Below are 24,953 nucleotides of genomic sequence, written 5' to 3' on the forward strand. Positions count from 1 at the left end.
GACACCGCCGGCGCCCGCTACGCGTACAAGGGGTATGCGGGGAAGAGGCGCCTACTGCCGTGCAGAGGCATGAGAAGCAGGGCACAAGAAAGGGCCCCCTCCGGTGGAGGGGGCCCTTTCCGTGTCGGATCAGCGGTCGGCGAACCGCTTCGGACGGTCTTCACGGTGCCGCTGGCCGTCGGCGAACCGGCGCGGCCGGTCGTCGAAGTGGCGGCGCGGTGCGCGGTCACGGTCGCCGAAGCGGCGCTCACCGGTGTCGGGGCGGCGGTCGCCGTCGAACCGGCGCGGGCGGTCGCGGCGGGCGGCGGGCGCCGGCCTCGGCTCGTCCTTCACCGGTACGCCGCTCGGCTCCTTCGCCCCAGTCAACTCGGTCAACCGGGCGTCGCCGGCGCGTACGCGGTGCTCGCCCGCGTCGGTCACGCCGGCCTTGGTCAGCATCTGCTGCGTACTGCGGCGCTGCTTGGGCAGGACCAGCGTGGCGACGGCCCCGGACTCGCCCGCGCGAGCCGTCCGGCCCGCCCGGTGCAGATAGTCCTTGGGGTCCTTCGGCGGGTCCACGTGCACGACGAGCGAGACGCCGTCGACGTGGATGCCGCGGGCGGCGACGTCGGTGGCGACCAGGACGGCCGTGCGGCCCTCCTTGAACTCGGCGAGCGTACGCGTGCGGACCGCCTGGCTCTTGCCGCCGTGCAGGCCACCGGCGCGTACGCCGACCTCGCGCAGCTGGTCGACGAGCCGGTCGACGGCCGCCTGCGTACGCGCGAACAGCATGGTCCGGCCGTCACGGGCCGCGATCGACGCCACGACCTTGAACTTCTCGGTCGGCGGGATCATCAGCATCAGGTGGTCCATGGTGGTGACCGACGCCGCGGCGGGCTGGGTCGAGTGCGTGACCGGGTCCTTCATGAACCGCTGGACCAGCGTGTCCACGTCGTTGTCGAGCGTGGCCGAGAACAGCAGCCGCTGCGCGGTCCTGGGCGTCTTGTCGAGCAACTCGGTGACATCGGGCAGGAAGCCCATGTCGGCCATCTGGTCGGCCTCGTCGAGGATCGAGATCTCGACCTCGTCGAGCGAGCAGGCGCCCCGGTTGATCAGGTCGCCGAGCCGGCCCGGCGTCGCGATCAGGATGTCGAGGCCGCGCTCCAGGCCGGAGATCTGCCGGTCGTAGGGCACCCCGCCGACGGCGGTGGCCAGGAAGACGCCGAGCTCCTTGCCGAGCGGCCGGAGCGCGTCGGCGACCTGCATGGCCAGCTCACGCGTGGGGACCATGATGAGCGCCTTCGGGTGGCGCGGGCGGGCCTTGCCGCTCGCGGCTACCCGGGCCAGCGCCGGCAGCCCGAAGGCGAGCGTCTTGCCGGAGCCGGTCTGGCCACGACCGAGCACGTCGCGCCCGGCGAGGGCGTCGGGGACGGTCGCGGCCTGGATCTCGAAGGGATGGGTGATGCCCTCGCGGGCCAGGGCGCGTACCAGCTTGCGCGGCAGGCCCAGGTCGGCGAAGGAAGGGGAGGTCTCGGTGGCCGTCTCCGCGGCGTCGGCCGGGATCGTGTCGACCGCGGCCGTGTCGGCCAGGGCCGGGTTCGCCTCGGCGGCCGAGTCGAAGACGGACGGGAACGTGTTCGGGTCAGCAAAGCTGGACAAGTAAAGTGCTCCTCGATAACGCAGGTGCCTATGCATCCCCGCGTCAGCGCGGCTCTTTTGGCCGCCAGCACTCTCTTCGCAGGAACACGCACAGAAAACGCGTGCCCATCTGGGGCACGCTCACATGACAGTGTACGCGTTCCCCGTCACCACATGTCCGAATCCCCACCCATGAGTGGGGCGCCTCACGTCCATTTCGCGTACTTCACGGGCGTGACATGATCCGTTCATGAGCAATCCGCTGCTCGGAGTACCCCTGAACGAACTACGCGAGCGTACCAGCGTGAAGTGGCGGGAGTATCCGCCCGACGTGTTGCCGATGTTCGTCGCCGAGATGGACGTACGCATCGCCGAACCTGTCCAGGACGCGATCGTGGCCGCCGTACGGAGCAGTGACACCGGTTATCCGCACGGAACCGCGTACGCGGAGGCGCTGGCCGAGTTCGCCGGCCGGCGGTGGGACTGGGATCTCGCGCCGGATCAGCAGACGTCCGTCGCCGACGTCATGACCGGGATCACCGAGGCGTTGCGCCTGGTCACCGATCCGGGTGACGCCGTCGTCCTCAACCCGCCCGTCTACGCGCCGTTCTACGACTTCACCGAGCACGCCGGGCGGCACATCGTCCGGGCACCGCTCGGCCCGGACGGCCGCATCGACTTCGCGGTCCTGGAAGCGGCGTTCAAGCACGGCCGATCCGGGGGACGGCGGTGCGCGTACCTGCTGTGCAATCCGCACAATCCCACGGGGACGGTGCCGACGCGTACGGAACTCGAGCAGGTCGCGGAACTGGCGCGGGGCTGGGGCGTACGCGTCGTGGCCGATGAGATCCACGCGCCGCTGGTGCTGCCCGGGGCGGTGTTCACGCCGTACGCGCAGGTCGACCCGCTCGGGCTCGTGCTGATGTCGGCGTCGAAGGCGTGGAACCTGGCCGGGTTCAAGGCGGCGCAGCTGATCGCGGGCCGGGACGCGGTCGCGGACCTGCGGCGCGTGCCGGAACTGGTGAGCCACGGGCCGAGCCACAGTGGAGTGATCGCGCACGTGGCGGCCCTGCGTGAAGGCGGGGCGTGGCTCGACGAGCTGCTCGCGGGCCTGGCCGAGAACCGTGCGCTGCTCCAGGCCCTGCTGGCCGAGCACCTGCCGGCCGTACGCCTCATCCCGCCCGAGGGCACCTATCTGTCCTGGCTGGACTGTCGGGATCTCGGCATCGAAGGCGAGCCGGCCGACTTCTTCCTGGAGCACGGCCGGGTCGCGTTCGTCCGCGGCCCGGTCTTCGGCGGCGGCGGCGCGGGCCACGTACGCCTGAACTACGCCACGTCCCCCGAACTGCTCACCGAGGGCGTACGCCGGATGGCGGCGGCCCTCAGGGGGTGACCGTGACCTCCGGCTCGACGGCGTCCGGGGTGGTCGTCTGAGTAGCCGCGGCAGGGCTGGCGCTGCGGCTCTCGGCGGCCGCCGTGGCGCTCGCACCGGCCGTGGAACCCGCGTCGGGTGACGACGCCGCCGACGGGCTCGACGAGTCGTCCGGCGACGGCGAGCCGGACGGGCTCGAGCTGCTGGACGGCCGCGTACTGCGGCTGGGGTCGGGCCGGGTCGACCCGGTCGGGTGCGGCGCGGGGCTGCCGGTCGAGGACGGCGTGGGCGTCGGAGTGGCGGTCGCCGTCGGGCTCGCCGACGAGGTGGGCACCTGGATGGCCGGGAACACCCGGGTCGCCGCGTAGAAGTGCGACCACCAGACGGTGGAGACCTTGACGACGTCGCCCGTCGTGGGCGAGTGCACCATCTTGCCGTCGCCGAGGTAGATGCCGACGTGGTGGATGGTGTCCTCGTCGTACGGGCTGGACGAGAAGAACAGCAGGTCGCCGGGGAGCAACGCGTACCGCGAGACGAGCGCCGACTTCGTGCCCTGGAACTGGTCGCGGCTGACCCGCGGCAGCGACTGGCCCACCGACCGGTACGCCGCCCAGACCAGGCCGGAGCAGTCGTAGTGGTCCGGCCCCTCGTCACCCCACACATAGGACTTGCCGAGCTGGTTGAGGGCGAAGCGGACGGCCGAGATCGCGCGCGGGTCGGCCTTCATGCCCTGCAGGGCGTCCGTGTTGAGGTACTGGCTGCCGATCTGCTGGTCGTGCTGCTCCTCCTGCTGGAGGATCAGGGCGACCTGGGTGGCGTTGCGCTTCTTCAGCTCGGTGAGGGCCGCGTCGCGCTGCTTGTAGATGACCTCGGTGTTGGCGAACTGCGTACGCTTGTCGTTCTGCGTCGCCACCGCCAGGTCGTACGCGTCGCGCTTGCGGTTGAAGTCGTCCTGCGCGATCGCGAGCGCGTGGGCCGCCCCGGCACTGTTGTGGACCGGGTCGGACGCGTTGGGGTGCAGGCCGCTCAGCCCGAAGTCGGGCAGGCCGGCCGACTGTTCGTAGACGGAGGAGGCCGCGTCGGCGAGGGCCTGCTTGGCCTTGTCCAGCCGGGCCTGCGACTCGTAGTACGCGTACTGCGCGTAGACGACCTCGTTCTGCGCCGCGGTGACGTTCTGCCGCAACTCGTTCAACTGCTCGCCCAGCAGCATGACCTCGTTCTGGGCGGTGTTGAGCTGCGCGGTCAGCGCCTGCAGGCCGGTGCCGGTCGAACCGGCCGCCGGTACGCCGAGCGGCATGGCCAGGTTGCCGTCGGGGACGGGCCGGGCACCCGCATCGGGGACGGCCGCCGGCGCGGTCAGGGTGCTGGCCGGGTCGGCGTGGGCCGGTCCGGCGACCCCGCTCACGATCGCGGCCGTCAGCAGTGCCGACAGTCGCGCGGCGCCAACGCCACGTCGCGTCATGTTCCGTCTCCCCCGGTCCGCGCGCCGCCGTCCCGGTTGGACGGGCGCCGTATTCGTTCATATCGCACGCGCTGGCGAAAGTCGACAGGCGCGAGGTGGCGGATGGATGTCAAACAGCTCAACGTGATCTTGCGGTCGGCTCCGCTGCCGCGCAACCCCCACGGACGGCCCGGTGTACGCGATCGCCGGGCGCCGCGGCCCGGCGGGTACGCTCGCCAGGGATGCGCAGATGATCGGAGGCACGGCTGATGGACGCGGGACTCAAGCGTGAGCTGGAAGAGAAGGTCTACGCCGGCGAGCGGCTGACCCGTGCCGACGGCGAGGCTCTCTACGCGACCGACGATCTGGCCTGGCTCGGCCGCCTCGCCCACCACGTGCGGACGGAGAAGAACGGCGACCGGGTGATGTTCAACGTCAACCGGCACCTCAATCTCACCAACGTGTGCTCCGCGAGCTGCGCGTACTGCTCCTTCCAGCGCAAGCCGGGGGAGAAGGACGCCTACACGATGCGGGTCGAGCAGGCCGTCGAGAAGGCCCTGGAGATGAAGGACGAGCAGCTCACCGAGTTGCACATCGTCAACGGCCTGCACCCGACGCTGCCGTGGAAGTACTACCCGCGCGTCCTGCGGGCCCTCAAGGAGGCCCTGCCCGGCGTCTCGCTGAAGTGCTTCACCGCGACCGAGGTGCAGTGGTTCGAGAAGATCTCCGGACTGTCCGCCGACGAGATCCTCGACGAGCTGATCGACGCCGGCCTCGACTCGCTGACCGGCGGCGGCGCCGAGATCTTCGACTGGGAGGTCCGGCAGAAGATCGTCGACCACGCCTGCCACTGGGAGGACTGGTCGCGCATCCACCGCCTCGCCCACAGCAAGGGCCTGCGTACGCCGTCGACGATGCTCTACGGGCACATCGAGGAGCCGCGGCACCGCGTCGACCACGTCATGCGGCTGCGTGAGCTGCAGGACGAGACGGGCGGCTTCGCGGTCTTCATTCCGCTGCGCTACCAGCACGACTTCCACGACAGCGCGGACGGCATCGTCCGCAACCGCATCCAGGCCCAGACGACGATGGCCTCGCCGGCCGAGTCGCTGAAGACGTTCGCCGTCTCCCGGCTGATGCTGGACAACTTCGAGCACGTCAAGTGCTTCTGGGTGATGCACGGCCTGTCGCTGGCCCAGCTGTCGCTCAACTTCGGCGCCGACGACCTGGACGGCTCGGTGGTCGAGTACAAGATCACGCACGACGCGGACGCGTACGGGACGCCGCACACCATGCACCGGGAGGACCTGCTCCAGCTCATCTGGGACGGCGGCTTCCGGCCGGTCGAGCGCAACACCCGCTACCAGGTCGTGCGCGAATACGACGCGCCCGTCACGGCCGCGGACCGCCGCCGCGAGCCGCAGCAGGTCTGGGCTTAAGGTGCTCGCGTGAGTCCCGCATTGAAATACACGCTCGGCCGCATCGGCCTGTTCGTCGCCGCGTTCCTGGTCACGCTGCCGCTGCCGATCAGCCTGTTCCTCAAGCTCGTGATCGCGCTGATCGTCTCCATGGCCCTGAGCTGGTTCGTGCTGCGCGGCTGGCGCGAGCAGTACTCGCTGCAACTGCAGAACGCCGTCGAGCGCCGCAAGACCGAGAAGAAGAAGCTGCGCTCGGCGCTGGCCGGCGAGGACGAGCCCGACGACGCGACGGACTCGTCCCACGACACCGGGCAGTCCGGCGGCTCCAAGCCGGCCGCCTGACCGGGCCGGGTCAGTCGGTAGCGCCGTCGCAGCCGGTGATGTTCGGGTACACCTGGTTCACCGGAACCGCGTGGTGGCGCAGGAACGAGATCGACCGCTCCGCCTTCTGGATCTCGCCCGGCAGGTAGGAGAGGCGTTCGAGGCGGGCCGACATCAGGCCGCCCGACCGGCGCAGCTCCGGAATGGGGCGCATCAGCATCTTGCTGCCGTGCCGGTCGGTGATCACCCCCTGGTCGATGTCGTGTTCCCGCCGCTCGCCAGGGGTCAGCTCGTCGGTGCGTACCACCTTGACGGAGATGCCGGCGGCGCACTGCTCGGCGATGATCGCCTCGGCCTCGTCGATCTCCTCGTCCTCCAGCACGAAGATCCGTTCGACGATCAGCTCGCCGGCCGCGATGGCGTCGCGCTGGCGCCGCAGGTAGCGCTGACCGCGTACCTCCATCCAGTAGCCGAGGTCGTCGGAGTGGACCATCAGCATGACGGCGAACTCCGTCAGGCTGGCCGACCGGAAGCTGTAGGGCTTGGTCGCCTCGATCTCGATCGCTCCGGATCCGAGGCTGGTCACGTCGCCGAGGAATTCGCGTACGCGGTCCTGCAGGATCCGGTGCAGGAAGGGGCTGCGCTTGCCGTCGATCTTCTGCCAGTTCTCGCTGACCTGACCGGCGAAACTGCGGAAGTCGGGGCTCGCCTGCAACAGCGGCAGGGTGGCGGTGACGGTCGCCCGGATGTCGCGTACGGCGCGCTCGGTTCCGGAGACCATCTGGCGGCGCAGGGCGTTCAGCCGCAGTTGCTGATCGACCAGGATGGTCACCGCCAGGCCGCTGAGCCCGATGATGACGCCGAACTGGAAGTCGTCGCTGCTCTGATTGAGCGCGGGTACGAACGACAGGACCAGCGACAGCGCCACGCCCCAGGTGACCGGGCTACGCAGGAGGGCTGTCAGAAGTTTCGGATCGTCCCCGTCGGCCACGTTTCACACCCGTCGCATAGAGGAGCTGCCAGTCCACGATGGCGTGATCCGCATCACTCCGGATGGTGAGATTGCGGTCGATTATCGCGGTGCCCGACTGGCCCGTCCTCCTCTCTTCGGGGTCGAGGTCCAGGCCGAAGAGTTCATTGATGAACCAATATGCGCCGAGCTTGTCGAGGAAAAGCCAGGGTGTGGGAAGGGTCGTCACCGTGACGTCGGAAAGGCCGGCGCGGGCCAATCCCGCGGCGAGGTCGCCGGCCGACCAGAAGTAGGCGTCGTGCCCCTCGATCGAGTGAGTCCGAACCGTCTCGTCGAAGTGCGTGATCGGACCGTTCGTGGTGAGCGGATAGCCGGCGTCGGCGTACGCGCGGGCGAGTCCGGCCAGGCTCAGATCGCCGTCCGGATGGCCGAGCACGTCCAGGGTGGCCCGGAGCCCGTAGTCGGGCAGTGCCTTGTCCAGCGCCTCGACGTCGGCGGCCGCCATCGACGGCCCGTCGGCGGCGGACAGCCGCTCGGCCGCGCGGGTGAGGTACGCGCGGGTGTCGTCGAGATCGTCGCGGCGGCCGACGTCCACCAGGACGAACCGGCCGCCCTCGGCCAGCCGGTCGACCCAGGCGGCGACCGAGTTCTCCTGCAGTACGCGGGACGCCTCGTCGTCGACCTTCCCCGTCTCGGCGTGCCGCTCCACGATGTGGTGGAACGTGGCCAGGGAGACGACGAGGTCGGGGCGTACGCCGGGCGGCAGTTCAGCCACCCCGGTCACCAGGCCGTCCACCTGCACGGCGACTGCCCCGTCCGGGAGCCGTTCGAGCATCTGGGCGGACTTCTCGACGGCGTAGACGGTCGCGTACATCTCCTGGAGGAGGCGGGTCAGGTAGCCGGAGCCGGAACCCAGCTCGACGGCCGTCCCCGCACCGAGCCGCGCCGGCCGGGCGGCGGCCAGGAGCGGCAGCAACTCGGTCGTGCGGGCCCGGGGGTACGCCTCCAGCGCGCGCTGGAAGCGGCGAGCCCGCTCGTGCCCGAAGTTCGGCGATGACACAAGGCCCTCCTCGACGAGGTGAAGGCACCAACGGCTGACGAGCTTACGCCCCGGACGCACCGACTCCGTGTCGTCGCGGGCAACGCCCGGTAAAACGCCGCGCGATCGGATGACGGTGTGGCCCGCGGCGCACGGATCGGTATCACCGAACAGACGGTGGCCGGGTGCGATACCGTGTCGGCGACCGTGGCCAGCGAAGCCGGTGCGAATCCGGCGCTGTCCCGCAACTGTGATCCCCGTCCGCGTACTTCCGCGCCGGGGCGAGCCAGGTCGCCTGGACCGCGGTCGCGAACGACGCTCTCGAGGAAGGGCGGCTCGCGGGCGGGCGTACCAGGGTCCTGTCGGCGGTCTCACCCCTCGACCGACAGGAGGCTCCCATGATCAGAAGACGTGCCCTCGGGCTGGTCGCCGCGGCGGCCATCGCCCTCGGCGTTGCGGCGTGCGGGTCGACCGCCACCCCGTCCCCCTCCGCCAGTGCGGGTTCCGCCGCGGCGGCGTACCCGGTGACGGTCGGGTCGCTCACCCTCGCCCAGCAGCCCACGAAGATCGTTTCGCTCGGGCCGACCGCGACCGAGATGCTGTTCGCCATCGGCGCGGGCAAGCAGGTCGTGGCCGTCGACGACCAGTCGAACTACCCGGCCGACGCGCCGAAGACCGACCTGTCGGCGTTCAAGCCGAACGCCGAGGCGATCGCCGCGAAGAACCCCGACCTCGTGGTGCTGACCGACGACACGAACAAGATCGTCGACCAGCTGACCGCGCTGAAGATCCCGGTGTTCCGGACCGCGGCCGCCGCCACCCTCGACGACACGTACGCCGAGCTGCGTGATCTCGGCACGCTGACCGGGCACGCCGACGAGGCCGGGAAGGCGGTCGTCGACATGCAGACCAAGCTGACCGCGATCGTGAAGAGCGTGACACCGCGTACGCAGCCGCTGAGCTACTTCTACGAGCTGTCGCCCGACCTGTACTCGGCGACCTCGAAGACCTTCATCGGCTCGATCTTCACGATGCTCGGGCTGAAGAACGTGGCCGACGCCGCGGACGCCGACGGCAAGGCGGGCGGGTACCCGCAGCTGAACGCCGAGTCGGTGGTCAAGGCCAACCCCGACCTGGTCTTCCTGGCCGATGCGAAGTGCTGCCAGCAGTCCGCCGACACGGTGAAGGCGCGGGCCGGCTGGTCGAGCGTGACCGCCGTGACGAAGGGCCAGGTCGTGGCGCTGGACGACGACATCGCCTCCCGCTGGGGACCGCGCGTGGTCGACCTCGCCCAGACCATCGCCGACGCCGTGAACAAGATCCCGGCCTGATCATCGCCGCCGTGGCCGCCGCACCCGGGCGGCCACGGCCCTGCCGAATCGGTGACCGCATGACCGACCTGCCCCGGCCCGCCGGGTTGCGCGCCCGCTGGCTGGCGGGCGGCTTCGCGGTGCTCTTCCTCGCGGTGATCGCCGGTATCGCGTTCGGCCCCGTCGGCCTGCCGCCGGCCGGGGTCGCCGCCGAACTGCTGAACCTGATTCCCGGCGTACACCTGCATTCGGGGTTGAACGAGCGCGAGATCGCGATCATCACCGAGCTGCGGCTGCCGCGGGTGGTGCTGGGTCTGCTGGTGGGTTCGATGCTGGCCCTCGCGGGCGGCTGCTACCAGGGCGTCTTCCGCAACTCGCTGGCCGACCCCTACCTGCTCGGCGTCGCGGCGGGCGCGGGCCTCGGCGCGACCGTGGCGATCGCGCTGAACGCACGGGGCAGCGTGCCGCTCTTCGCCTTCGGCGGCGCGCTCGCCGCCGTGGCGCTCACCTACCTGCTCGGCGCGGCGGGCGGCCGCGACCGCTCCACGAGCACGCTCATCCTGGCCGGCATCGCGATCTCCAGCTTCCTCGCGGCCGTGCAGACCTACCTGCTGCAACGCCACTCGGACACCATCCGCGAGGTCTACTCGTGGCTGCTGGGCCAGCTCGCCACCGACGGGTGGGGCGACGTCACCCTCATCCTCCCGTACGCGTTCGGAAGCGCTCTGGTCGTGCTGCTGCTGCGCAGAGAGCTGGACGTGCTGAGCGTCGGCGACGCGGAGGCGGCCACCCTCGGCCTGCATCCGGCCCGGTCGCGGCTGATCCTGGTGATCGCGGCGAGCCTGGCGACCGCCGCCGCCGTGGCGGTCTCCGGCCTGATCGGATTCGTCGGGATCATCGTCCCGCACGTCGTACGCCTCATCGCCGGCCCGTCCTACCGGGCGATCCTGCCGCTGTCGATGCTCTACGGCGGTGCCTTCCTGATCCTGGCCGACCTGATCGCGCGTACCGCCGCGGCACCGTCGGAGCTGCCGATCGGGGTGGTCACCGCGTTCCTCGGCGCGCCGTTCTTCGTGCTGGTGCTGCGTACCACCCGGTCGACGAGGATGTGACGATGCTCCGGCTGGGACAGTTCACAGTGGACATCGACGGCCACCGGATCGTGGACGGCGTCGACCTCGTCGTACCGGCCGGGGAATGGGTGACCGTCATCGGGCCCAACGGCGCCGGGAAATCCACCCTGCTCCGGGCGGTCGGCGGCGAGCTGCCGTTCACCGGGGTGCTGGAGCTGGACGGCGTACGCGCGCACGATCTCCGGCGTCGCGACCGGGCCCTGCGGGTGGCGAGCGTCGCCCAGAACCCGGTCGTGCCCGCCGGGATGGCCGTGTTCGACTACGTCCTGCTGGGGCGTACGCCGCACATGGGTTTCCTGGGCCGGGAATCGACCGCGGACCTGGCCGTGACCACGGAGGTCCTGACCCGGCTCGATCTGGAGCGGTTCGCGCGGCGCACGCTGGCGACGCTGTCCGGCGGCGAGCGGCAGCGGGTGTTCCTCGCCCGGGCGCTCGCGCAGGAGGCGCCGCTGCTGCTGCTCGACGAGCCGACGAGCGCCCTGGACATCGGCCACCAGCAGGAGGTGCTCGAACTCGTCGACGAACTGCGCCGGGCGGACGGCCTGACGGTGCTCGCGACGATGCACGACCTCGCGGTCGCCGGCGAGTACGCCGACCGCCTGGTCCTCCTCGACGGCGGCCGCACGGTCGCCGCGGGTACGCCGGCCGAGGTGCTCACCGAGGAGATCATCGGCCGCCACTACCGCGCGACGGTACGCGTCTTCCCCGGCGCCCACGGCCCCCTGGTCGTCCCCGCCCGGCCCGGCCCAAGATCCGGTTTGGATCAGGGAAATCACCCGAATCTTGGGCCATGATCACGTGCGAAAACCTGATCCAAACCGGATCTTGGAGCGGGCGGCGGGCGGCGACCCGGCGGGGGTCAGGCGAGGGCGGCGGGGAGGGGCTGGTCGTGCAGGACGGTCAGCGACGTGACCGCGCGGGTGAGCACCACGTAGAGGCGGTGCAGACCGCGTTCCTCGGACGCCACGATCTCGGCCGGCTCGACCACCACGACGTGGTCGTACTCCAGGCCCTTCGCCGCCGTCGCCGGGACCACGAGCAGCCGGGAGTCCGGGTCGTCGTCCTCCAGGGTGGTCGGTGTGAAGTCGGCGAGCGCCTTGGTGACCCGCTCGACCGCGGGCGCCGCGCAGATGACGCCGACCGAGCCGGGTTCGGCGAGAGCCGCCCGGACGGCCGCGATCAGATCGGTGTCGGCGGCTGAGGCCAGGATCGCCAGCGAGCCGTCCGGCCGCAGCGAGCGCGCCGGCGGCACGGCGACCTCCAGGGCGGGCAGCAGCCGGTTGGCCAGCTCCACCACCTGCTCCGGTACGCGGAACCCCGTGGTCAGCGGCGTCACCCGGGCGTCGGGCTTGCCCAGGTGCCCGAGGACGTCCCGCCAGTCCGCGGCCGCCCACGGCGCCGTCCCCTGGGCGAGGTCGCCGAGAAGCGTGACCGACCCGTGTACGCATCGCCGCGCGACCGCCCGCGCCTGCATCGGCGACAGGTCCTGGGCTTCGTCGATGACGATGTGCCCGAAGCCGGCCGGGCGTTCGAGCAGCCCGGCCGCCTCGTCGAGGAGGACCAGGTCGGCGGCGGTCCAGCGGGCGGACTTGGCGGTCTTGGGGGCCTTGCCGGGCCAGGCCAGCAGGGCGGCCTCCGCCTCGTCGAAGTACGCCGCCGGATCGGAGTAGAGCTCGAACAGCAACTCCTCGGGCGTCACGGCCGGCCAGACGCCGTCGATCAGCTCGGTCACCGGCTTGATCTTGGTCATCCTGCGCCGCCAGGCCTCGCCCGGCGAATCGCCCCGGCGCGCCTCCGACTGGCGCAGCAGCAGGTCGACCACGCGGGCGCGGACGTGCTCGCGGCCGAGGGCGTACGGGGGTTCGGCGCGGCGTACGTCGTCGACGATCCGGGCCAGCACGCCGGCGTCGATCCGCCACCGGTAGGAGTCGTCCGGCACCACGAGCGACTCGGTCGGCCGGGTCACCCGCTGCCACAACAGCTTGTGCAGTACGCCGGCCAGCCGCGCGTCGTGCTTCAGGCGTTCGGCGGCGGGGCTGTCGGCGGCGCGTACGGGGGCGCGGGCGATCAGGTCGTCGACAGTGGACTGTGCCACCTCGACCTCGCCCAGCGCCGGGAGGACGGCCGCGATGTAGCGCAGGAACGCCCGGTTCGGGCCGAGGATCAGCACGCCCGCCCGGCGTAGCCGCTCCCGGTGCAGATACAGCAGGTACGCCGCCCGGTGCAGGCCGACGGCCGTCTTACCGGTACCCGGCGCACCCTGTACGCAGATCGACTCCTCCAGCGCGGCGCGTACCAGTTCGTCCTGTTCGGGCTGGATGGTGGCGACGATGTCGCGCATCGGCCCGACGCGGGGGCGCTCGATCTCGGCGGTCAGGATGGCGCTCTTGGTACCCAGTTCCTCGCCCCGGGTCAGCCGCTCGTCCTCGAAACTGGTGATCTCCCCGCCGTGGAATCCGAAGCGGCGGCGTACGGCGATGTCCTGCGGGTCGGCCGCGCTGGCCCGGTAGAACGAGGTGGAGACCGGGGCTCGCCAGTCGAGCACGAGCGGCTCGCCGACGGCGTCGGTCACGTGCCGCCGTCCGATGTGGAACGCGTGTCCGGCGCTCTCGGAGTCGGCGGCGTCCCCGGCGAAGGTCAGCTTGCCGAAGAAGAGCGGTGTGTTCGGGTTGTCCGCGAGTTCCCGGACCCGCTGGGCGAGCGTACGCCCGAGGGTTTCGGCCGAGAAGGGGTCGCCGGCGACCTTGGCGCCGGTGGCGAACAGGTCCTGGACGTGTTCGCGCATGGCCTGGAGGGCGGCGCGGCTGGTGGTCAGGTGCCGGATCTCGGCGGACAGTTCATGGTCGAGGGTCGGTTCCGTAGCGTTCGGCATGGCGTCGACGTCCTCCGCGGGACGGATCGGGCCGCCCGGCGCTCCGCCCGCCCCGGCGCGTACGCGCAGGCAGGCAGTGTCGGCAGTGCCATCAGCAGGGTGAGCGGACCATCCTACTGTGGGACGCGGGACTGATCCCAACCTATTATTCGCAGCGTGACAGGTGTTTCCCCGCGGACTTCCGACCCGGCGACCAGCGCGGCGCCCGAGCCGCAGCCCCAGCCGCAGACGCGGATCACGGATCCGAGCGTGATGCGGGCGCTGGCCCATCCCGCCCGGTTGACGATCTTGGAGCACCTGACGAGTACGGGCAAGGCGATCACCGCGACGGAGGCGGCCGAGATCGTCGGGCTCAGCCCGAGCGCGACCAGCTATCACCTGCGCGCGCTGGCCAAGGCCGGGATCATCCAGGACGCGCCGAGCCGCGGCGACGGCCGGGAGCGGGTCTACCAGACGCCGGTCGAACGCGTCCTCACGGTCTCCGCCGAGCGGGATGCCGGCCCCGAGGTGAAGGCGGCCGAGGCGCAGCTGATCACCGCCTTCCTCGCCCGGGCCGACGCACGGCTGCGCGCTTGGCGGGACAACGCGGACAACGACACCACGGAGTGGTTCGACGCGGCGGTCCTCAACGAGACGATGCTGGTGATGACCGCGGAGGAGCTGCGCGGGCTGACCGATCAGATCTTCGAGCTGATGCGCCCCTACCGGCGCTACCGCCGCGAAGAGGCGGGCGACCTTCCCGAGGGCGCCCGCTCCGTGTCGATGCAGCTCCGCGCCATCCCCATCCCTTAGCGCCCTCGATCCTCCCGCCCTCCGGCCCTCCGCCGCCGGGCTCTAGGCCCCCGTGTGCCCAAGATCCCGTTTGGATCAGGTTTTCGCACGTGATCATGGCCCAAGATTCGGGTGATTTCCCTGATCCAAACGGGATCTTGGGGTGGGCTCGCGGTTGGAATCTTGGAGTGGGGCTTGCGCTGACCAGATGTGAAGCATTATTTTCACAACATGTCTTTCACATCTCCTGTCGCCAACCCCATGACGGTGTGGCGGGACGTCTGGATCGCGGCGATGACCGGAGCGGTCACCGGGCTCGGCACCTTCCTGGTCATGACCACCCTGATCCTGACGATGCAGGAAGAGGGGCAGGGCGGCCTGGCCGTCTCCGGGCTGATCATCGCCGAATCGCTCCCGGTGGTGCTGCTCGCCGCGGTCACCGGCCGGATCGCCGACCGATTCGACTCCCGGCTGATCCTGCTGGTGGCCGGGGCGCTGCAGATCGGGGCCTGCCTCGCGCTGGCCGGCGTACACGGGCTGGGGCCGAGGATCCTCCTGCTGACCCTGTTGTGCTGCGGCACGGCCGTCGTCCAGCCCACCCGCCAGGCGCTGCTGCTGACGATGGTCACCCGCGAGGACCTGCCGAAGGCGAGCGGCCTGACGCAGACCGCCAGCCAGATCGGCACCATCGCCGGTCCCGCGCTGGCCGGATTCGCACAGGGCGCGCTCGGCCCGCAGGCGACGCTGCGCTGGGCGGCCGTGGCCTTCGCCGGCACCGTCGTCGCCGGCCTGCTCTACCGGACCCGCCGGGGCGGCGCGGCGCGTACGCCCGAACACGTCGCCGCGGCGACGGACAAGGTACGCCTGGACAGCCTGCTGCGGGTCATGACGGTCGGCTTCGCGGTGGTGGTCGGCGCGGTGGCCGCCGTCAACGTGGTCGACGTGTTCTTCGTGAAGTCCACGCTGGGCGCGTCGAGCGGCGCGTACGGGTTGATCACGAGCATGTGGACGGTCGGCATGATCGGCGGCACCTGGATCACCGCGCGGCTGCTGGGCCGGGCCAAGGACGACGGTGCGATCGTCATCTGGTCGTTCGTCTGCCTCGCGGCGACCAGCGCGCTCGTCGTGCTGGGTTCGACGATGACGACCATCGCCCCGGTGGTCGCGATCTGGCTGGCCGGCGGCGTGCTCAACGGTGCCGAGAACACGCAGGTGTTCACCGTCTTCGGCCGGCGCGCGCCGGAGCACGCCCGGGGCCGGCTGTCCGCCCGCATGATGGGCGCCGTCCAGGGCGCGGCCCTGCTCGGGTACGCAGTCGGCGGCGTGGCGCTGGAGTTCTGGTCGCCGCGTACCGTTCTCGCGGGCGGGGGTGTGGCCGGTGTCGTGGCCGTGATCGCCGTCACCCCGTGGATCCGTGCCGCCGTACGCCGATCCCGCCGTCCCGTCGCGACGGCCGAGGCCGGGACACTCGAACCGGTGACCGTGACTGTCTAGCTATCGCGTACCCGACTGAACGACCGCCTTTCGCTGGACATGCCCACTTCGCTACGGTCGCGAACATGTCTTCGCCCAGCGCCGCCGCGGTTCCCGTCCCCACCAGCGCGTGGCTGGACGTCTGGATCGTGGCGAGCACCCAGGTGATCTCCGGCATCGGCGCGTACGCCGCCCTCACCACGCTGATCCTGGCTCTCCAGGACGCCGGTGCGGGCGGCCTCGCCGTCGCGGGGGTGACCATCGCGGCATCCCTGCCGGTCGTGGCGCTGGCCCCGGTGACGGGACGCCTCGCCGACCGGTTCGACTCCCGGATGCTGCTGGTGATCGCGGGCGCGATCCAGATCGCCGGATGCCTGCTGCTCTCCGTGGCGCAGGCGACCCCGCTGCGGATCGCGTACGTGGCGCTGATCTACTGCGGCACCGCGCTCAGCCTGCCGGTACGCCAGGCGCTGCTGCCGGTCATGGTCACCGACGAGGATCTGCCGCACGCCGGGGCGATCAACCAGTCGGCCGCGGTCGTCGGCTCGATGATCGGACCGCCGGTCGCGGGATTCGCGTACCACGCCGCGGGATCGGTGCCCGGGACGCTCCGGTGGGCCTCGGTCGGCTTCCTGGCCACGATCATCGCGGGCTTCCTTGTGCGTACCCGGCGAGGCAACCGCGACAGCGATCAGCTGGCAGCCGCCGCGGCACCGCGCGAGGCGACGGACCCGCTGCTGAAGGTGGTGTTCATCGGCATCGCGGCGGTGGTGGCGGCGATCAGCGCCGTGGACGTGGTGGCGGTGTTCTTCGTCCGCGACACCCTCGCGGCGTCGGCGCAGACCTACGGCCTGCTGGTGGCGATGTGGCCGATCGGCATGGTCGCGGGCGCGTGGTTCCAGGCCAGGGTGGCCAGCAAGGCGTCCGACCGCAAGCTCGCGATCTGGCTGTTCCTCACCCTCGCGATCACCTCCGGCGGCGTCGTGCTGCTGGCCGCGGTGCAGACGCCGTTGTGGTTCGCGCCGATCTGGCTGATCGGCGGCCTCCTCAACGGCGCCGCGAACGTCCTGGTCACGACGCTGGTCGCGCGCCGCTCGCCCGGCGAGGTCCGCGGCCGCATCGCCGCGGTCATGCAGGCCGCCGTGCAGGGCGCGCTGCTCGCGGGCTATGTCGCGAGCGGACTCGCGCTCACCTCGCACGCCAGCCCGCGCCGGATCATCCTGATCTGCGGCATCGTCGCCGTACTCACCGTCGCCGGCATCTTCCCCTGGGTACGCACACAGGCGCGGCTGCTCACGTCCGGCGCGATTCCGGCGGCGCGCGTCACGGAACCCCTGATCACCGAGAAGGTGGCCCGGACCCAGGAGTAACGTCGGGGCACATGAGCATGATCCGGCGACCCCGGGTGGGCCACATCCAATTCCTGAACTGCCTTCCCCTGTACTGGGGACTGATGCGTACGGGCTCGCTGATCGACGTCGAGCTGGTCAAGGATTCCCCCGACCGGCTCAACTCCGCGCTGATCGCCGGCGATCTCGACATCGGACCGATCTCCCTGGTCGAGTACCTGCGGCACGCCGACGAGCTCGTCGTCCTGCCCGAATTGGCGGTCGGCTCGGACGGCCCGGTGCTCAGCGTCAACATCGTCTCGACCGTGGACCTGCCCGACCTGGACGGCAAGCGGGTCGCGCTCGGGTCGACGTCGCGTACCGGGGTGCTGCTCGCCCAGCTCCTGCTCGAACAGCGGTACGCCGTGCACCCCACCTACTTCCGCAGCGAACCAGACCTCACCGAGATGCTGCTGGAGGCGCCGGCCGGCGTACTGATCGGGGACGTGGCCCTGCGCGCGCTGCACGAGGCGCCCCAGCGCGGGCTGACCGTCACCGACCTGGGCGCGCAATGGAAGGAGTGGACCGGGCTGCCGATGGTCTTCGCCGTCTGGGCTGCCCGCCGCGAATTCGTCGAGGAGCACCCCGGCCTGGTCAAGGACGTGCACCAGGCGTTCCTGCGCTCGCGCGACCTGTCCCTCGCCGAACTGGACGTGGTGGCGGAGTCGGCCGCCCGCTGGGAACCGTTCGACGCGGCCACCCTCGCCGGCTACTTCCGGACGCTCGACTTCTCCCTCGGCGCCCGGCAGGTGGAGGGCATCCGGGAGTTCGCCCGCCGCGCGGCCCAGGCAGGCGCGGCCCCCGTCCTCGAATCCGGCCCGACCTTCCTCGAGGTCTAGCGCTTGAGGAATAGATCAAGATCCTTATTTCCCGGGTTCGTCGATCTCACCTCCGCTCCTCGCGCGGGAGACCGTTCCGGCGCGGGGCGCCTCCACTGCCACCTGAGTGGGCGAAGCATCCTTCGCCATCGCCCGGTCACCGTTGACCCCTTCGCCCAGACCTTTGTCGCGACTGTCCGATATGGGGTTGGGCGAGGCTGGCTCGTCGGTGATCGTTTGCGGCTGGGATGTAGTTTTCGGGCCTGCTCCCTCGATCCATTGCGGTTGGGGCGTAGCTGTGGGCTGGTTTCCTGCTTCTGAGGCGCTTTGGATCTTGGGCGAGGGTGCGTTTTTTACATCTCAACTGCTGTGGATCACGACTGAGCCACTCCGCCGCCAGCCGCCGCCAGCGATGTGGGAACGACGGGCATATTCACACCTCAGCCATAAGCGATCGCCCTGGCGGTCTTGAAGTCCCGCTATGCGGAGGGGTTCACCGACGGGGACGGGCTGGCCTTGGGGAAGGACAACTGCCGGGCGACCGACTTGCAGATGTTCGCGGCCGTGATCGGCGCCTGCTTCTCGGCCGTCTGGTTGTACTTGTAGCGGACCTGGACGGCGAGCACCCAGTCCGGGTTGATCGCCAGGCAGTTGACATGCCAGAGGAAGTCGGCGTAGAGCATCGTCCAGCCGTTCTTGATGCTGGTCTGCTCGGCCACCTCGGGCACGAGCCCGTCGATGATCCCCCAGTGGCCGCCGCCGGTCAGGCCGTTGATCTTGTTGTCGGTCACCGGCCCCTGGACGTGCTTCATCTCGTCGAGCAGGTAGTCCGTCCACTGCGGACCGGCGGCCGTGCCGTCGCCGATGCAGGCGCCCATGCGCGCGGCGTCCTGGGCGGTCATCGTCGTGTACGCCCAGCCCTGCGTCGACTGCTTCATGTGCTTCAGCCCGCAGGTGGCCACCAGCCGGGTGAGCCCGGTCTTGCCGCCGTTCTGCTTGTACAGCCAGGTCGCGTCGCTGTTGTTGCTGTTGCGGATGGCCCCGGAGATGTGCGTCTTCGCGGCGGCGGTGAGGGTGTCGTGCCGTTTGAGGTAGTCGGCCGCCATCCATGCCTTGATCATCGACTCGACGCTGTTGGTGCCCGAATCGCTGTTCGCGGATCCCGTCATCTCGTCGGTACGCCGGTCGTAGAAGGCCCACGCGAAGAAGCCGCCCGGGGGTGTGGCCTGGCTGACCGGTCCGGACTTGAGGGTCGGCGGCGGTGGTGGGGGCGGCGAAGGCGAGGGGGACGGCCCGCTCGGCGACCCGAGCGTGCTCAGCGGCGACGAGCCGAGCTTGGCGTAGACCGCCACGCCGAGCAGGCCGACGCCCAGCAGCACGCTGAGCACGGCGACCAGGATCGGCGCGCGCGAGCGGGACTTACGTCTGCGAGCCATGAGGGGTCTACTCCAAAACGACGGGGGTCAGGCGCACTTTACTGGTCTCCGCTCGATGCTTCCGACCCCCGCTAAGGCTTGTTGAGGAGGGCCGCGGCGACCTGCTTGCAGACGTTCGCCCCGTAGGTGTCGTCGTGGCTGAAGCTCAGCGGAGAGTTGGTCATGACGCCCATCGTCCAGTGGTCGCCGATGGCCAGGCAGTTGACCGTGAAGGTCTGGGTGGCCTGCCGGTCGATCCAGCCGTTCTTGATGGCGACGGTCTTGGCCACGTCGTCCGGGAACGCCTTGCGGATGCCGAAGTCGCCGTAGGTGAGGCCGCCGTTGACGCCGCGCATCGTGGTCAGCAGCCACTGCGTCCACTTCGGACCGGCCGCGCGCCCGTCCGCGATGCACTTGCCCAGCTTCACGATGTCGTACGGCGAGACGAGCGTGTTGCTCCAGTTGTCGTCGGACTTGGAGTCCTTCATGTCGCAGAGCGAGATCATGCGCCTGGTCGACGCCCCGTTGCTCACCAGCTTGAACAGCTCGACGGCAGCGTTGTTGTCGCTGTGCTGCACCATGACCGTCACCCGGCCGAGCAGGTAGTCGCTCGGCGTCTTGCCCTGTTCGGCCTGCGTACGCAGAACGTCGGCGGCGATCCACGCCTTGATCATGGACGCGGTCTTCTGCGTCTTGTGCATGTCCGACGACCCGTAGATCTTGCCGGTACGCGTGTCCATCAGCGCCCAGCCGTACCAGCCGTTGATCTTCAGGTTCACGTCGTGCGGCCCGACGAGCAGGTCCGACATGTCCTTCGGCGTGGCCGGCGCGCTGGGCGAGGCCGGGAGGTCGTCACCCGTCGCCTTGGTCGGCTCCGTGCCGGAACCGGTGCCGGCGGCGGTCGGGGTCGTCGTGTGCTTGGGGAACGCCGCCACGAACGCGGCCACACCGCCGGCGATGGCCAGCACCGCGACGAAGATCAGGAGTCGTGAGGAGGACTTCTTGCGGGACATCAGCCCTCCGCCGTGGTGGGTTGGTAGACGAGTTGCTGCGCCACGCTCTTGCAGACGCCGGCCCCGTACGCGAGCCCCAGCTTCCCCGGGAACCGCATCTGCACGGCGAGCACCCAGTCGGAGTGGATGGCCAGGCAGTTGATGTGCCACAGGCCGTCGGCGAAGATGAGCGTCCAGCCGTTCTTGATGCTGGTCCCCTGCTGCAGGACGGCGGGCAGGCCGTCGATGATCCCCCAGTGGCCGCCGCCGGTCTTGGCGTGCTGGTCCTTGGCGGCCGTCGTGCCCCGCACGTGCTCCATCTCGTTCAGCACGTACGCCGTCCACTTCGGACCGGCCGCGGTGCCGTCGCCGATGCAGTCGCCCATGCGTACGGCGTCGGCGGCGGTGATCTGCGTCATGCTCCACCAGCCGCTCTTGATCACCGGCTTGTCGGCGAGCCTGCAGGTCTTGATCAGGCGCTGGATCGAGGCGTTGCCGCCGTTCTGCTTGTACAGCCACTGCGCCGAGTTGTCGTTGCTGTCGCGGATGGCCGTCGACGCGTAGTTGAGGGCGGTCTGGGTGGGCGTCTTGCCCGCCTCGGCCTGCCGGCGCAGATAGTCGGAGACCAGCCACGCCTTGACCATCGACTCGGTCGTGTTCTTGGCGGCCTCGTCGTTGTCCGAGCCGGTGATGTCACCCGTCTTGCGGTTCATCAGCGCCCACGCGAAGAAGCCGCCCTTCGCCATGCTCACCGAGACCTGCTTGGTCTCCTTGAGCGTCGGCGGCGGGGGCGGCGGCGGTGGGGTCGGGGACGGCGAGGTCTTCACGGACGCCTGACCGTTGCCGGCCGCCTGCGCGGAGGTGTTCGACCGCGGGCGGGCCTTGGCGTACACGGCGGTGCCCAGCAGCCCGACGCCCAGAAGGACGCTGAGGGCGGCCACGGCTATCGGCGCTCTACGGCTGGCCATATGAGGGGGACTCCGGGGGTGTTCAGCTGGGGGTAACTGCTGTGACGTGCGGCGACGCAGGCGACGGGGGGTCGCGGGGACGCCCGTCGAACTCTAGCGACTCTCCTTCACCTCGGCTACGCCGTGCATCGGAACCGTCTCGGAATGTGTGACAGAACTTGCCCGGTAGTGACACTGGCTGTAACACTGAAACCATGGGTGAGGGACTGCTGGACGAGGTGGCGCAGGCCGAGGCCGAGATGATCGCGGCGGCCGCGACGGCCGTGGAGCGTCACGACGACTCGCAGGCGTACTTCGACGCGGTGATCGCGGCCGACCAGAAGGTCGAGCCGCGCGACTGGATGCCCGACGACTACCGCAAGGGCCTCATCCGGCAGATCGCGCAGCACGCGCACTCCGAGATCATCGGGATGCAGCCCGAGGGGAACTGGATCACACGGGCGCCGTCGCTCAAGCGCAAGGCCATCCTCATGGCCAAGGTGCAGGACGAGGCCGGGCACGGCCTGTACCTGTACGCCGCCGCCGAGACCCTCGGTGTGACCCGCGAGGAACTGGTCGACGCGCTGATCTCGGGCCGCCAGAAGTACAGCTCGATCTTCAACTACCCGACCCTGAGCTGGGCGGACGTCGGCGCGATCGGCTGGCTCGTGGACGGCGCCGCCATCGTGAACCAGGTCCCGCTCTGCCGCTGCTCCTACGGCCCCTACGCGCGCGCCATGATCCGGATCTGCAAGGAGGAGTCGTTCCACCAGCGGCAGGGTTACGAGATCCTGCACACGCTGAGCCACGGCACCGAGGCCCAGCACCGGATGGCGCAGGAATCCGTCGACCGCTGGTGGTACCCGTCGCTGGCGATGTTCGGCCCGCCGGACACGGAGTCGACGCACTCGGCCGCCTCCATGGCCTGGAAGATCAAGCGCCACTCCAACGACGAACTGCGCCAGCGGTTCGTCGACATGTGCGTACCGCAGGCGGAGGTGCTCGGGCTGACGCTTCCCGACCCGGACCTGCGGTGGAACGCCGAACGCGGGCAGCACGACTTCACCCAGCCGGACTTCGGCGAGCTGATGCGCGTGGTCAAGGGCGACGGCCCGTGCAACGCCCAGCGTATGGACCACCGCCGCCGGGCGCACGCCGACGGTGCCTGGGTACGCGACGCCGCCGCCGCGTACGCCGCCAAGAGGGAGAAGCAGTGACGCTCTGGGAAGTCTTCATCCGGCCGCGCCGGGGCCTGTCGCACACGCACGCGGGCAGCGTCCACGCCGAGGACGCCGAGACCGCGCTGCGCAACGCCCGCGACGTCTACACCCGCCGGCAGGAGGGCGTCTCGATCTGGGTCGTGCCGGCCGTCGAGATCACCGCGACCAGCCCGGACGAGAAGGATCCGTTCTTCGACCCGGCCGCCGACAAGATCTACCGCTATCCCACGTTCTACGAGGTCCCCGAGGGAGCGCCGCACCTGTGATGGACGCACTCGCGCTGGGCGACGACGCCCTGATCGCCGCGCAGCGGCTCGCCGAGTGGGCGTCGCGCGCTCCCACCATGGAAGAGGACGTGGCCCTGGCCAACATCGCCCTCGACCAGCTCGGCGCGGCCCGGCTGTTCCTCGCCGCCGCCGGCGACGAGGACGAGCTCGCGTACGGGCGGGATGATCTCGATTTCCGCAACTGCCAGCTGGTCGAACTGCCGAACGGCCCGGCCCGCAACGATCTCGACTTCGGCTGGACCATCGCCAAGCTGCTGTTCCTGTCCGCCGCCCAGGTGCAGACCTACGAACGGCTCGCCGCCGCGGGGGGCCCGCTGGGCGAGATCGCGGCCAAGACGGTGAAGGAATCCGCGTACCACCTCGATCACGCGACGCTCTGGACGGTCCGGCTCGGCGACGGCACCGCCGCGTCGCACGAGCGCATGGCCGGCGCCGTCGCGGGGCTCTGGGCGTACACCCATGATCTGTGCGCCGACCGCGCCGCCTGGCTCGCGGTGATCGAGCCGGTCCTGGCCCGCGCCACCCTGCCGCGGCCCGCGGACGGCCCGGTGCGCGACGGCGGCCGCGCCGGCCGGCACACCGAGCACCTGAGCTACGTCCTCGCCGAGATGCAGGTCCTGCACCGTGCCCACCCGGGGGCCCGATGGTGACCGCGCTCGCCGCGGCCGCCGCGGTGGTGGATCCCGAGCTGCGCGTGATCACCATCGCCGACCTCGGCGTGCTCCGCGCGGTTCATGAAGATCATCATCGGGTACGCGTAGAGCTCACCCCCACGTACGCGGGCTGCCCTGCGATGGATGCGATCCGCGCGGACGTGCGTTCGGCGCTGTCCGACGCCGGGTACGCCGACGTGGAGATCGTGACCGTGCTGAGCCCGCCGTGGAGCACCGACATGATCACGGAGGCGGGCCGGGTGGCGCTGGCCGGTGCCGGGATCGCCCCGCCGACGCGGCTGCTCACGATCCCGCCGCTGTGCCCGCGGTGCGGGTCGGGGCGGACCGAGCAGATCAGCCGGTTCGGCGCGACGGCCTGCCAGTCGCTGTGGCGCTGCCGGGAGTGCCAGGAGCCGTTCGACCACGTCAGGAAGTTCTGATCCAGATGAAGTTCGAGAACCTGACGGTCGACGCGGTCGACGCACTGTCCGACGACGGTCTCATGATCACTTTTGCGGTGCCGGACGGGCAGCGGGAGCGGTTCGCGTTCCGCCCCGGTCAGCACGTGACCCTCGACGCCGGGCTGCGCCGGTCCTATTCGATCTGCTCCACGCCGGCGGAGCTGGCCGAGCGCGGTCGCCTGCGGGTGGGCGTACGGCTGCTGCCGGCGGGGGAGTTCTCCAAGATCGCTGAAGGGCTGCGGCCGGGCGACACCGTGGCAGCGCTGCCGCCACTGGGCCGGTTCACCACCGACCTCACCCCGGATCGGGCCCGCCGCTACGGCGCGGTGGTCGCGGGTTCGGGGATCACGCCCGTGCTGTCCCTGGTCGCGACCGCGCTCTCGGTCGAGCCGGCCAGCACCTTCGCCGTCATCTGCGGCAATCGCTCCTCGGCGAGCGCCTTCGGCGTGGACGAGCTGGCCGACCTCAAGGACCGGTTCGGGGCCCGGCTGCACATCGTGCACGTGCTCTCCCGGGAGGCGTCGGCCTCGCTGCACGGCCGGCTGACTCCGGCGCTGGTCGCCGACCTGCTGCCGCTCGTCGGCCCGGTGGACGAATGGTTCCTGTGCGGGCCGCTGGGCATGGTCGAGGGAGCCCGGCCGGTCGTCGCCGCCACCGGCGCTACCGTGCACGTCGAGCTGTTCCACGTCGGTACGCCGCCCACCGCACCCCCCGCCGAGGAGGACGCCGGTGAGGTGGAGGTCGAACTCGTGCTCGACGGCCGGGCGACGACGTTCTCCATGTCGGCCGGGGAACGCGTACTCGACGCCGCGCTGCGGCACCGAACCGAGCTCCCGTACGCGTGCCGCGGCGGGGTCTGCTCGACGTGCCGGGCCAAGGTGCTCGCGGGATCGGTGACCATGGCTGCGAACTGGGCGCTCGACCCGGCCGAGACCGCCGCGGGGTATGTCCTGACCTGCCAGTCACAGCCGTCCTCATCGAGGATCGTCATCGACTACGACGCCTGAGAATCAAGATCACGGTGGGGTGAATCCG

Annotated in this window: 23 protein-coding genes and 1 riboswitch; of the genes, 15 read left to right on the forward strand and 8 right to left on the reverse strand. The window is 70.6% G+C overall.

Annotation, left to right across the window (positions count from 1 at the left end; translation table 11 throughout):
* Nucleotides 1–129: 129 nt before the first annotated feature.
* A complete protein-coding gene (locus tag G401_RS45615) occupies nucleotides 130–1,638 on the reverse strand; it encodes a DEAD/DEAH box helicase (protein WP_407636864.1) in 1,509 nt (502 codons plus the stop codon).
* A 229-nt stretch (nucleotides 1,639–1,867) separates the two neighbouring features.
* Here G401_RS45615 and G401_RS0114105 point away from each other — a divergent pair, with 229 nt between their 5' ends.
* Complete coding sequence (locus G401_RS0114105) at nucleotides 1,868–3,010, forward strand: MalY/PatB family protein (RefSeq protein WP_027343007.1); 1,143 nt, start codon at nucleotides 1,868–1,870, stop codon at nucleotides 3,008–3,010.
* Here G401_RS0114105 and G401_RS45620 read toward each other — a convergent pair.
* Nucleotides 3,000–4,451, reverse strand: a complete 1,452-nt coding sequence (locus G401_RS45620; protein WP_051366621.1) for a C40 family peptidase — start codon at nucleotides 4,449–4,451, stop codon at nucleotides 3,000–3,002. The genes G401_RS0114105 and G401_RS45620 overlap by 11 nt on opposite strands.
* 248 nt (nucleotides 4,452–4,699) lie before the next feature.
* Here G401_RS45620 and mqnE point away from each other — a divergent pair, with 248 nt between their 5' ends.
* Both mqnE and G401_RS45625 read left to right on the forward strand, forming a co-directional pair.
* A complete protein-coding gene (gene mqnE / locus G401_RS0114115) occupies nucleotides 4,700–5,869 on the forward strand; it encodes an aminofutalosine synthase MqnE (RefSeq protein ID WP_027343008.1) in 1,170 nt (389 codons plus the stop codon).
* A 9-nt stretch (nucleotides 5,870–5,878) separates the two neighbouring features.
* On the forward strand, nucleotides 5,879–6,190 hold the full coding sequence (locus G401_RS45625) for a DUF4229 domain-containing protein (RefSeq protein ID WP_034591541.1): 312 nt from the start codon (nucleotides 5,879–5,881) through the stop codon (nucleotides 6,188–6,190).
* Between the two features lie 10 nt (nucleotides 6,191–6,200).
* Here the strand turns inward: G401_RS45625 and G401_RS0114125 are convergent, their stop codons facing one another.
* Nucleotides 6,201–7,160 carry a hypothetical protein gene (locus G401_RS0114125; protein WP_027343009.1) on the reverse strand — a complete coding sequence of 320 codons (960 nt, stop codon included), beginning with the start codon at nucleotides 7,158–7,160 and terminating at the stop codon, nucleotides 6,201–6,203.
* On the reverse strand, nucleotides 7,114–8,199 hold the full coding sequence (locus G401_RS0114130) for a class I SAM-dependent methyltransferase (RefSeq protein WP_027343010.1): 1,086 nt from the start codon (nucleotides 8,197–8,199) through the stop codon (nucleotides 7,114–7,116). Before G401_RS0114130 ends, G401_RS0114125 begins: the two co-directional genes overlap by 47 nt.
* Nucleotides 8,200–8,397: 198 nt before the next feature.
* Nucleotides 8,398–8,469: riboswitch (cobalamin riboswitch) on the forward strand.
* 107 nt (nucleotides 8,470–8,576) lie between these two features.
* On the opposite strand from G401_RS0114130, the gene G401_RS0114135 reads away from it, so the two are divergent.
* The 3 genes from G401_RS0114135 to G401_RS45630 are packed head-to-tail and all read left to right on the forward strand — an operon-like array spanning nucleotide 8,577 to nucleotide 11,415.
* Nucleotides 8,577–9,509, forward strand: coding sequence for an ABC transporter substrate-binding protein (locus tag G401_RS0114135; protein ID WP_157545692.1), 933 nt, complete (start codon nucleotides 8,577–8,579; stop codon nucleotides 9,507–9,509).
* Between the two features lie 59 nt (nucleotides 9,510–9,568).
* Nucleotides 9,569–10,600 (forward strand): FecCD family ABC transporter permease, encoded by a 1,032-nt coding sequence (locus tag G401_RS0114140; protein ID WP_051366622.1) that lies wholly within the window; start codon nucleotides 9,569–9,571, stop codon nucleotides 10,598–10,600.
* 2 nt (nucleotides 10,601–10,602) lie between these two features.
* The gene (locus G401_RS45630; protein ID WP_051366623.1) at nucleotides 10,603–11,415 is read left to right on the forward strand and encodes an ABC transporter ATP-binding protein; all 813 of its coding nucleotides are present in this window, start codon (nucleotides 10,603–10,605) and stop codon (nucleotides 11,413–11,415) included.
* A gap of 65 nt (nucleotides 11,416–11,480) precedes the next feature.
* Here G401_RS45630 and G401_RS0114150 read toward each other — a convergent pair whose 3' ends face one another.
* Nucleotides 11,481–13,493, reverse strand: a complete 2,013-nt coding sequence (locus G401_RS0114150; protein ID WP_027343013.1) for a HelD family protein — start codon at nucleotides 13,491–13,493, stop codon at nucleotides 11,481–11,483.
* A 156-nt stretch (nucleotides 13,494–13,649) separates the two neighbouring features.
* On the opposite strand from G401_RS0114150, the gene G401_RS0114155 reads away from it, so the two are divergent.
* From G401_RS0114155 to G401_RS0114170, 4 genes are all read left to right on the forward strand, one after another.
* Nucleotides 13,650–14,285, forward strand: coding sequence for an ArsR/SmtB family transcription factor (locus G401_RS0114155; RefSeq protein WP_245601709.1), 636 nt, complete (start codon nucleotides 13,650–13,652; stop codon nucleotides 14,283–14,285).
* A 210-nt stretch (nucleotides 14,286–14,495) separates the two neighbouring features.
* Complete coding sequence (locus tag G401_RS45635) at nucleotides 14,496–15,758, forward strand: MFS transporter (protein WP_064741759.1); 1,263 nt, start codon at nucleotides 14,496–14,498, stop codon at nucleotides 15,756–15,758.
* Nucleotides 15,759–15,823: 65 nt separating this feature from the next.
* Nucleotides 15,824–17,107, forward strand: a complete 1,284-nt coding sequence (locus G401_RS45640; RefSeq protein WP_051366626.1) for an MFS transporter — start codon at nucleotides 15,824–15,826, stop codon at nucleotides 17,105–17,107.
* Between the two features lie 11 nt (nucleotides 17,108–17,118).
* Entirely contained in the window at nucleotides 17,119–17,964 is an 846-nt protein-coding gene (locus G401_RS0114170; protein ID WP_027343015.1) for a menaquinone biosynthetic enzyme MqnA/MqnD family protein, read from the forward strand.
* Nucleotides 17,965–18,422: 458 nt separating this feature from the next.
* Here the strand turns inward: G401_RS0114170 and G401_RS0114175 are convergent, their stop codons facing one another.
* The 3 genes from G401_RS0114175 to G401_RS0114185 all read right to left on the reverse strand — a co-directional run bounded on the left by G401_RS0114175 (nucleotide 18,423) and on the right by G401_RS0114185 (nucleotide 21,318).
* Nucleotides 18,423–19,379, reverse strand: coding sequence for a serine hydrolase (locus G401_RS0114175; RefSeq protein WP_034591543.1), 957 nt, complete (start codon nucleotides 19,377–19,379; stop codon nucleotides 18,423–18,425).
* 71 nt (nucleotides 19,380–19,450) lie between these two features.
* A complete protein-coding gene (locus G401_RS45645; protein ID WP_051366628.1) occupies nucleotides 19,451–20,371 on the reverse strand; it encodes a serine hydrolase in 921 nt (306 codons plus the stop codon).
* A complete protein-coding gene (locus G401_RS0114185; RefSeq protein ID WP_051366629.1) occupies nucleotides 20,371–21,318 on the reverse strand; it encodes a hypothetical protein in 948 nt (315 codons plus the stop codon). The genes G401_RS45645 and G401_RS0114185 overlap by 1 nt, the downstream gene beginning before the upstream one ends.
* A 194-nt stretch (nucleotides 21,319–21,512) precedes the next feature.
* On the opposite strand from G401_RS0114185, the gene paaA reads away from it, so the two are divergent.
* From paaA to G401_RS0114210, 5 genes are read left to right on the forward strand one after another with little or no spacing between them, the layout of a single operon-like run.
* Nucleotides 21,513–22,514 carry a 1,2-phenylacetyl-CoA epoxidase subunit PaaA gene (paaA, locus tag G401_RS0114190; RefSeq protein WP_051366630.1) on the forward strand — a complete coding sequence of 334 codons (1,002 nt, stop codon included), beginning with the start codon at nucleotides 21,513–21,515 and terminating at the stop codon, nucleotides 22,512–22,514.
* A complete protein-coding gene (gene paaB, locus G401_RS0114195) occupies nucleotides 22,511–22,783 on the forward strand; it encodes a 1,2-phenylacetyl-CoA epoxidase subunit PaaB (protein ID WP_027343019.1) in 273 nt (90 codons plus the stop codon). Before paaA ends, paaB begins: the two co-directional genes overlap by 4 nt.
* Nucleotides 22,783–23,454 carry a 1,2-phenylacetyl-CoA epoxidase subunit PaaC gene (paaC, locus tag G401_RS0114200; RefSeq protein WP_027343020.1) on the forward strand — a complete coding sequence of 224 codons (672 nt, stop codon included), beginning with the start codon at nucleotides 22,783–22,785 and terminating at the stop codon, nucleotides 23,452–23,454. Before paaB ends, paaC begins: the two co-directional genes overlap by 1 nt.
* A complete protein-coding gene (gene paaD / locus G401_RS0114205) occupies nucleotides 23,448–23,897 on the forward strand; it encodes a 1,2-phenylacetyl-CoA epoxidase subunit PaaD (RefSeq protein ID WP_027343021.1) in 450 nt (149 codons plus the stop codon). The genes paaC and paaD overlap by 7 nt, the downstream gene beginning before the upstream one ends.
* Nucleotides 23,898–23,902: 5 nt before the next feature.
* On the forward strand, nucleotides 23,903–24,925 hold the full coding sequence (locus G401_RS0114210) for a 2Fe-2S iron-sulfur cluster-binding protein (RefSeq protein WP_051366631.1): 1,023 nt from the start codon (nucleotides 23,903–23,905) through the stop codon (nucleotides 24,923–24,925).
* Nucleotides 24,926–24,953: the final 28 nt, after the last annotated feature.

The sequence above is a fragment of the Hamadaea tsunoensis DSM 44101 genome (assembly GCF_000428945.1).
In the GTDB taxonomy this organism is placed as follows: Bacteria; Actinomycetota; Actinomycetes; order Mycobacteriales; family Micromonosporaceae; genus Hamadaea; species Hamadaea tsunoensis.

Coding starts and splice junctions, on each gene's coding strand:
- G401_RS0114105 (WP_027343007.1), top strand. CDS start 1,868: ATGAGCAATCCGCTGCTCGGAGTACCCCTGAACGAACTACGCGAGCGT.
- G401_RS45620 (WP_051366621.1), bottom strand. CDS start 4,451: ATGACGCGACGTGGCGTTGGCGCCGCGCGACTGTCGGCACTGCTGACG.
- mqnE (WP_027343008.1), top strand. CDS start 4,700: ATGGACGCGGGACTCAAGCGTGAGCTGGAAGAGAAGGTCTACGCCGGC.
- G401_RS0114135 (WP_157545692.1), top strand. CDS start 8,577: ATGATCAGAAGACGTGCCCTCGGGCTGGTCGCCGCGGCGGCCATCGCC.
- G401_RS0114140 (WP_051366622.1), top strand. CDS start 9,569: ATGACCGACCTGCCCCGGCCCGCCGGGTTGCGCGCCCGCTGGCTGGCG.
- G401_RS45630 (WP_051366623.1), top strand. CDS start 10,603: ATGCTCCGGCTGGGACAGTTCACAGTGGACATCGACGGCCACCGGATC.
- G401_RS0114150 (WP_027343013.1), bottom strand. CDS start 13,493: ATGCCGAACGCTACGGAACCGACCCTCGACCATGAACTGTCCGCCGAG.
- G401_RS45635 (WP_064741759.1), top strand. CDS start 14,496: ATGTCTTTCACATCTCCTGTCGCCAACCCCATGACGGTGTGGCGGGAC.
- G401_RS45640 (WP_051366626.1), top strand. CDS start 15,824: ATGTCTTCGCCCAGCGCCGCCGCGGTTCCCGTCCCCACCAGCGCGTGG.
- G401_RS0114170 (WP_027343015.1), top strand. CDS start 17,119: ATGAGCATGATCCGGCGACCCCGGGTGGGCCACATCCAATTCCTGAAC.
- G401_RS0114175 (WP_034591543.1), bottom strand. CDS start 19,379: ATGGCTCGCAGACGTAAGTCCCGCTCGCGCGCGCCGATCCTGGTCGCC.
- G401_RS45645 (WP_051366628.1), bottom strand. CDS start 20,371: ATGTCCCGCAAGAAGTCCTCCTCACGACTCCTGATCTTCGTCGCGGTG.
- G401_RS0114185 (WP_051366629.1), bottom strand. CDS start 21,318: ATGGCCAGCCGTAGAGCGCCGATAGCCGTGGCCGCCCTCAGCGTCCTT.
- paaA (WP_051366630.1), top strand. CDS start 21,513: ATGGGTGAGGGACTGCTGGACGAGGTGGCGCAGGCCGAGGCCGAGATG.
- paaC (WP_027343020.1), top strand. CDS start 22,783: ATGGACGCACTCGCGCTGGGCGACGACGCCCTGATCGCCGCGCAGCGG.
- paaD (WP_027343021.1), top strand. CDS start 23,448: ATGGTGACCGCGCTCGCCGCGGCCGCCGCGGTGGTGGATCCCGAGCTG.
- G401_RS0114210 (WP_051366631.1), top strand. CDS start 23,903: ATGAAGTTCGAGAACCTGACGGTCGACGCGGTCGACGCACTGTCCGAC.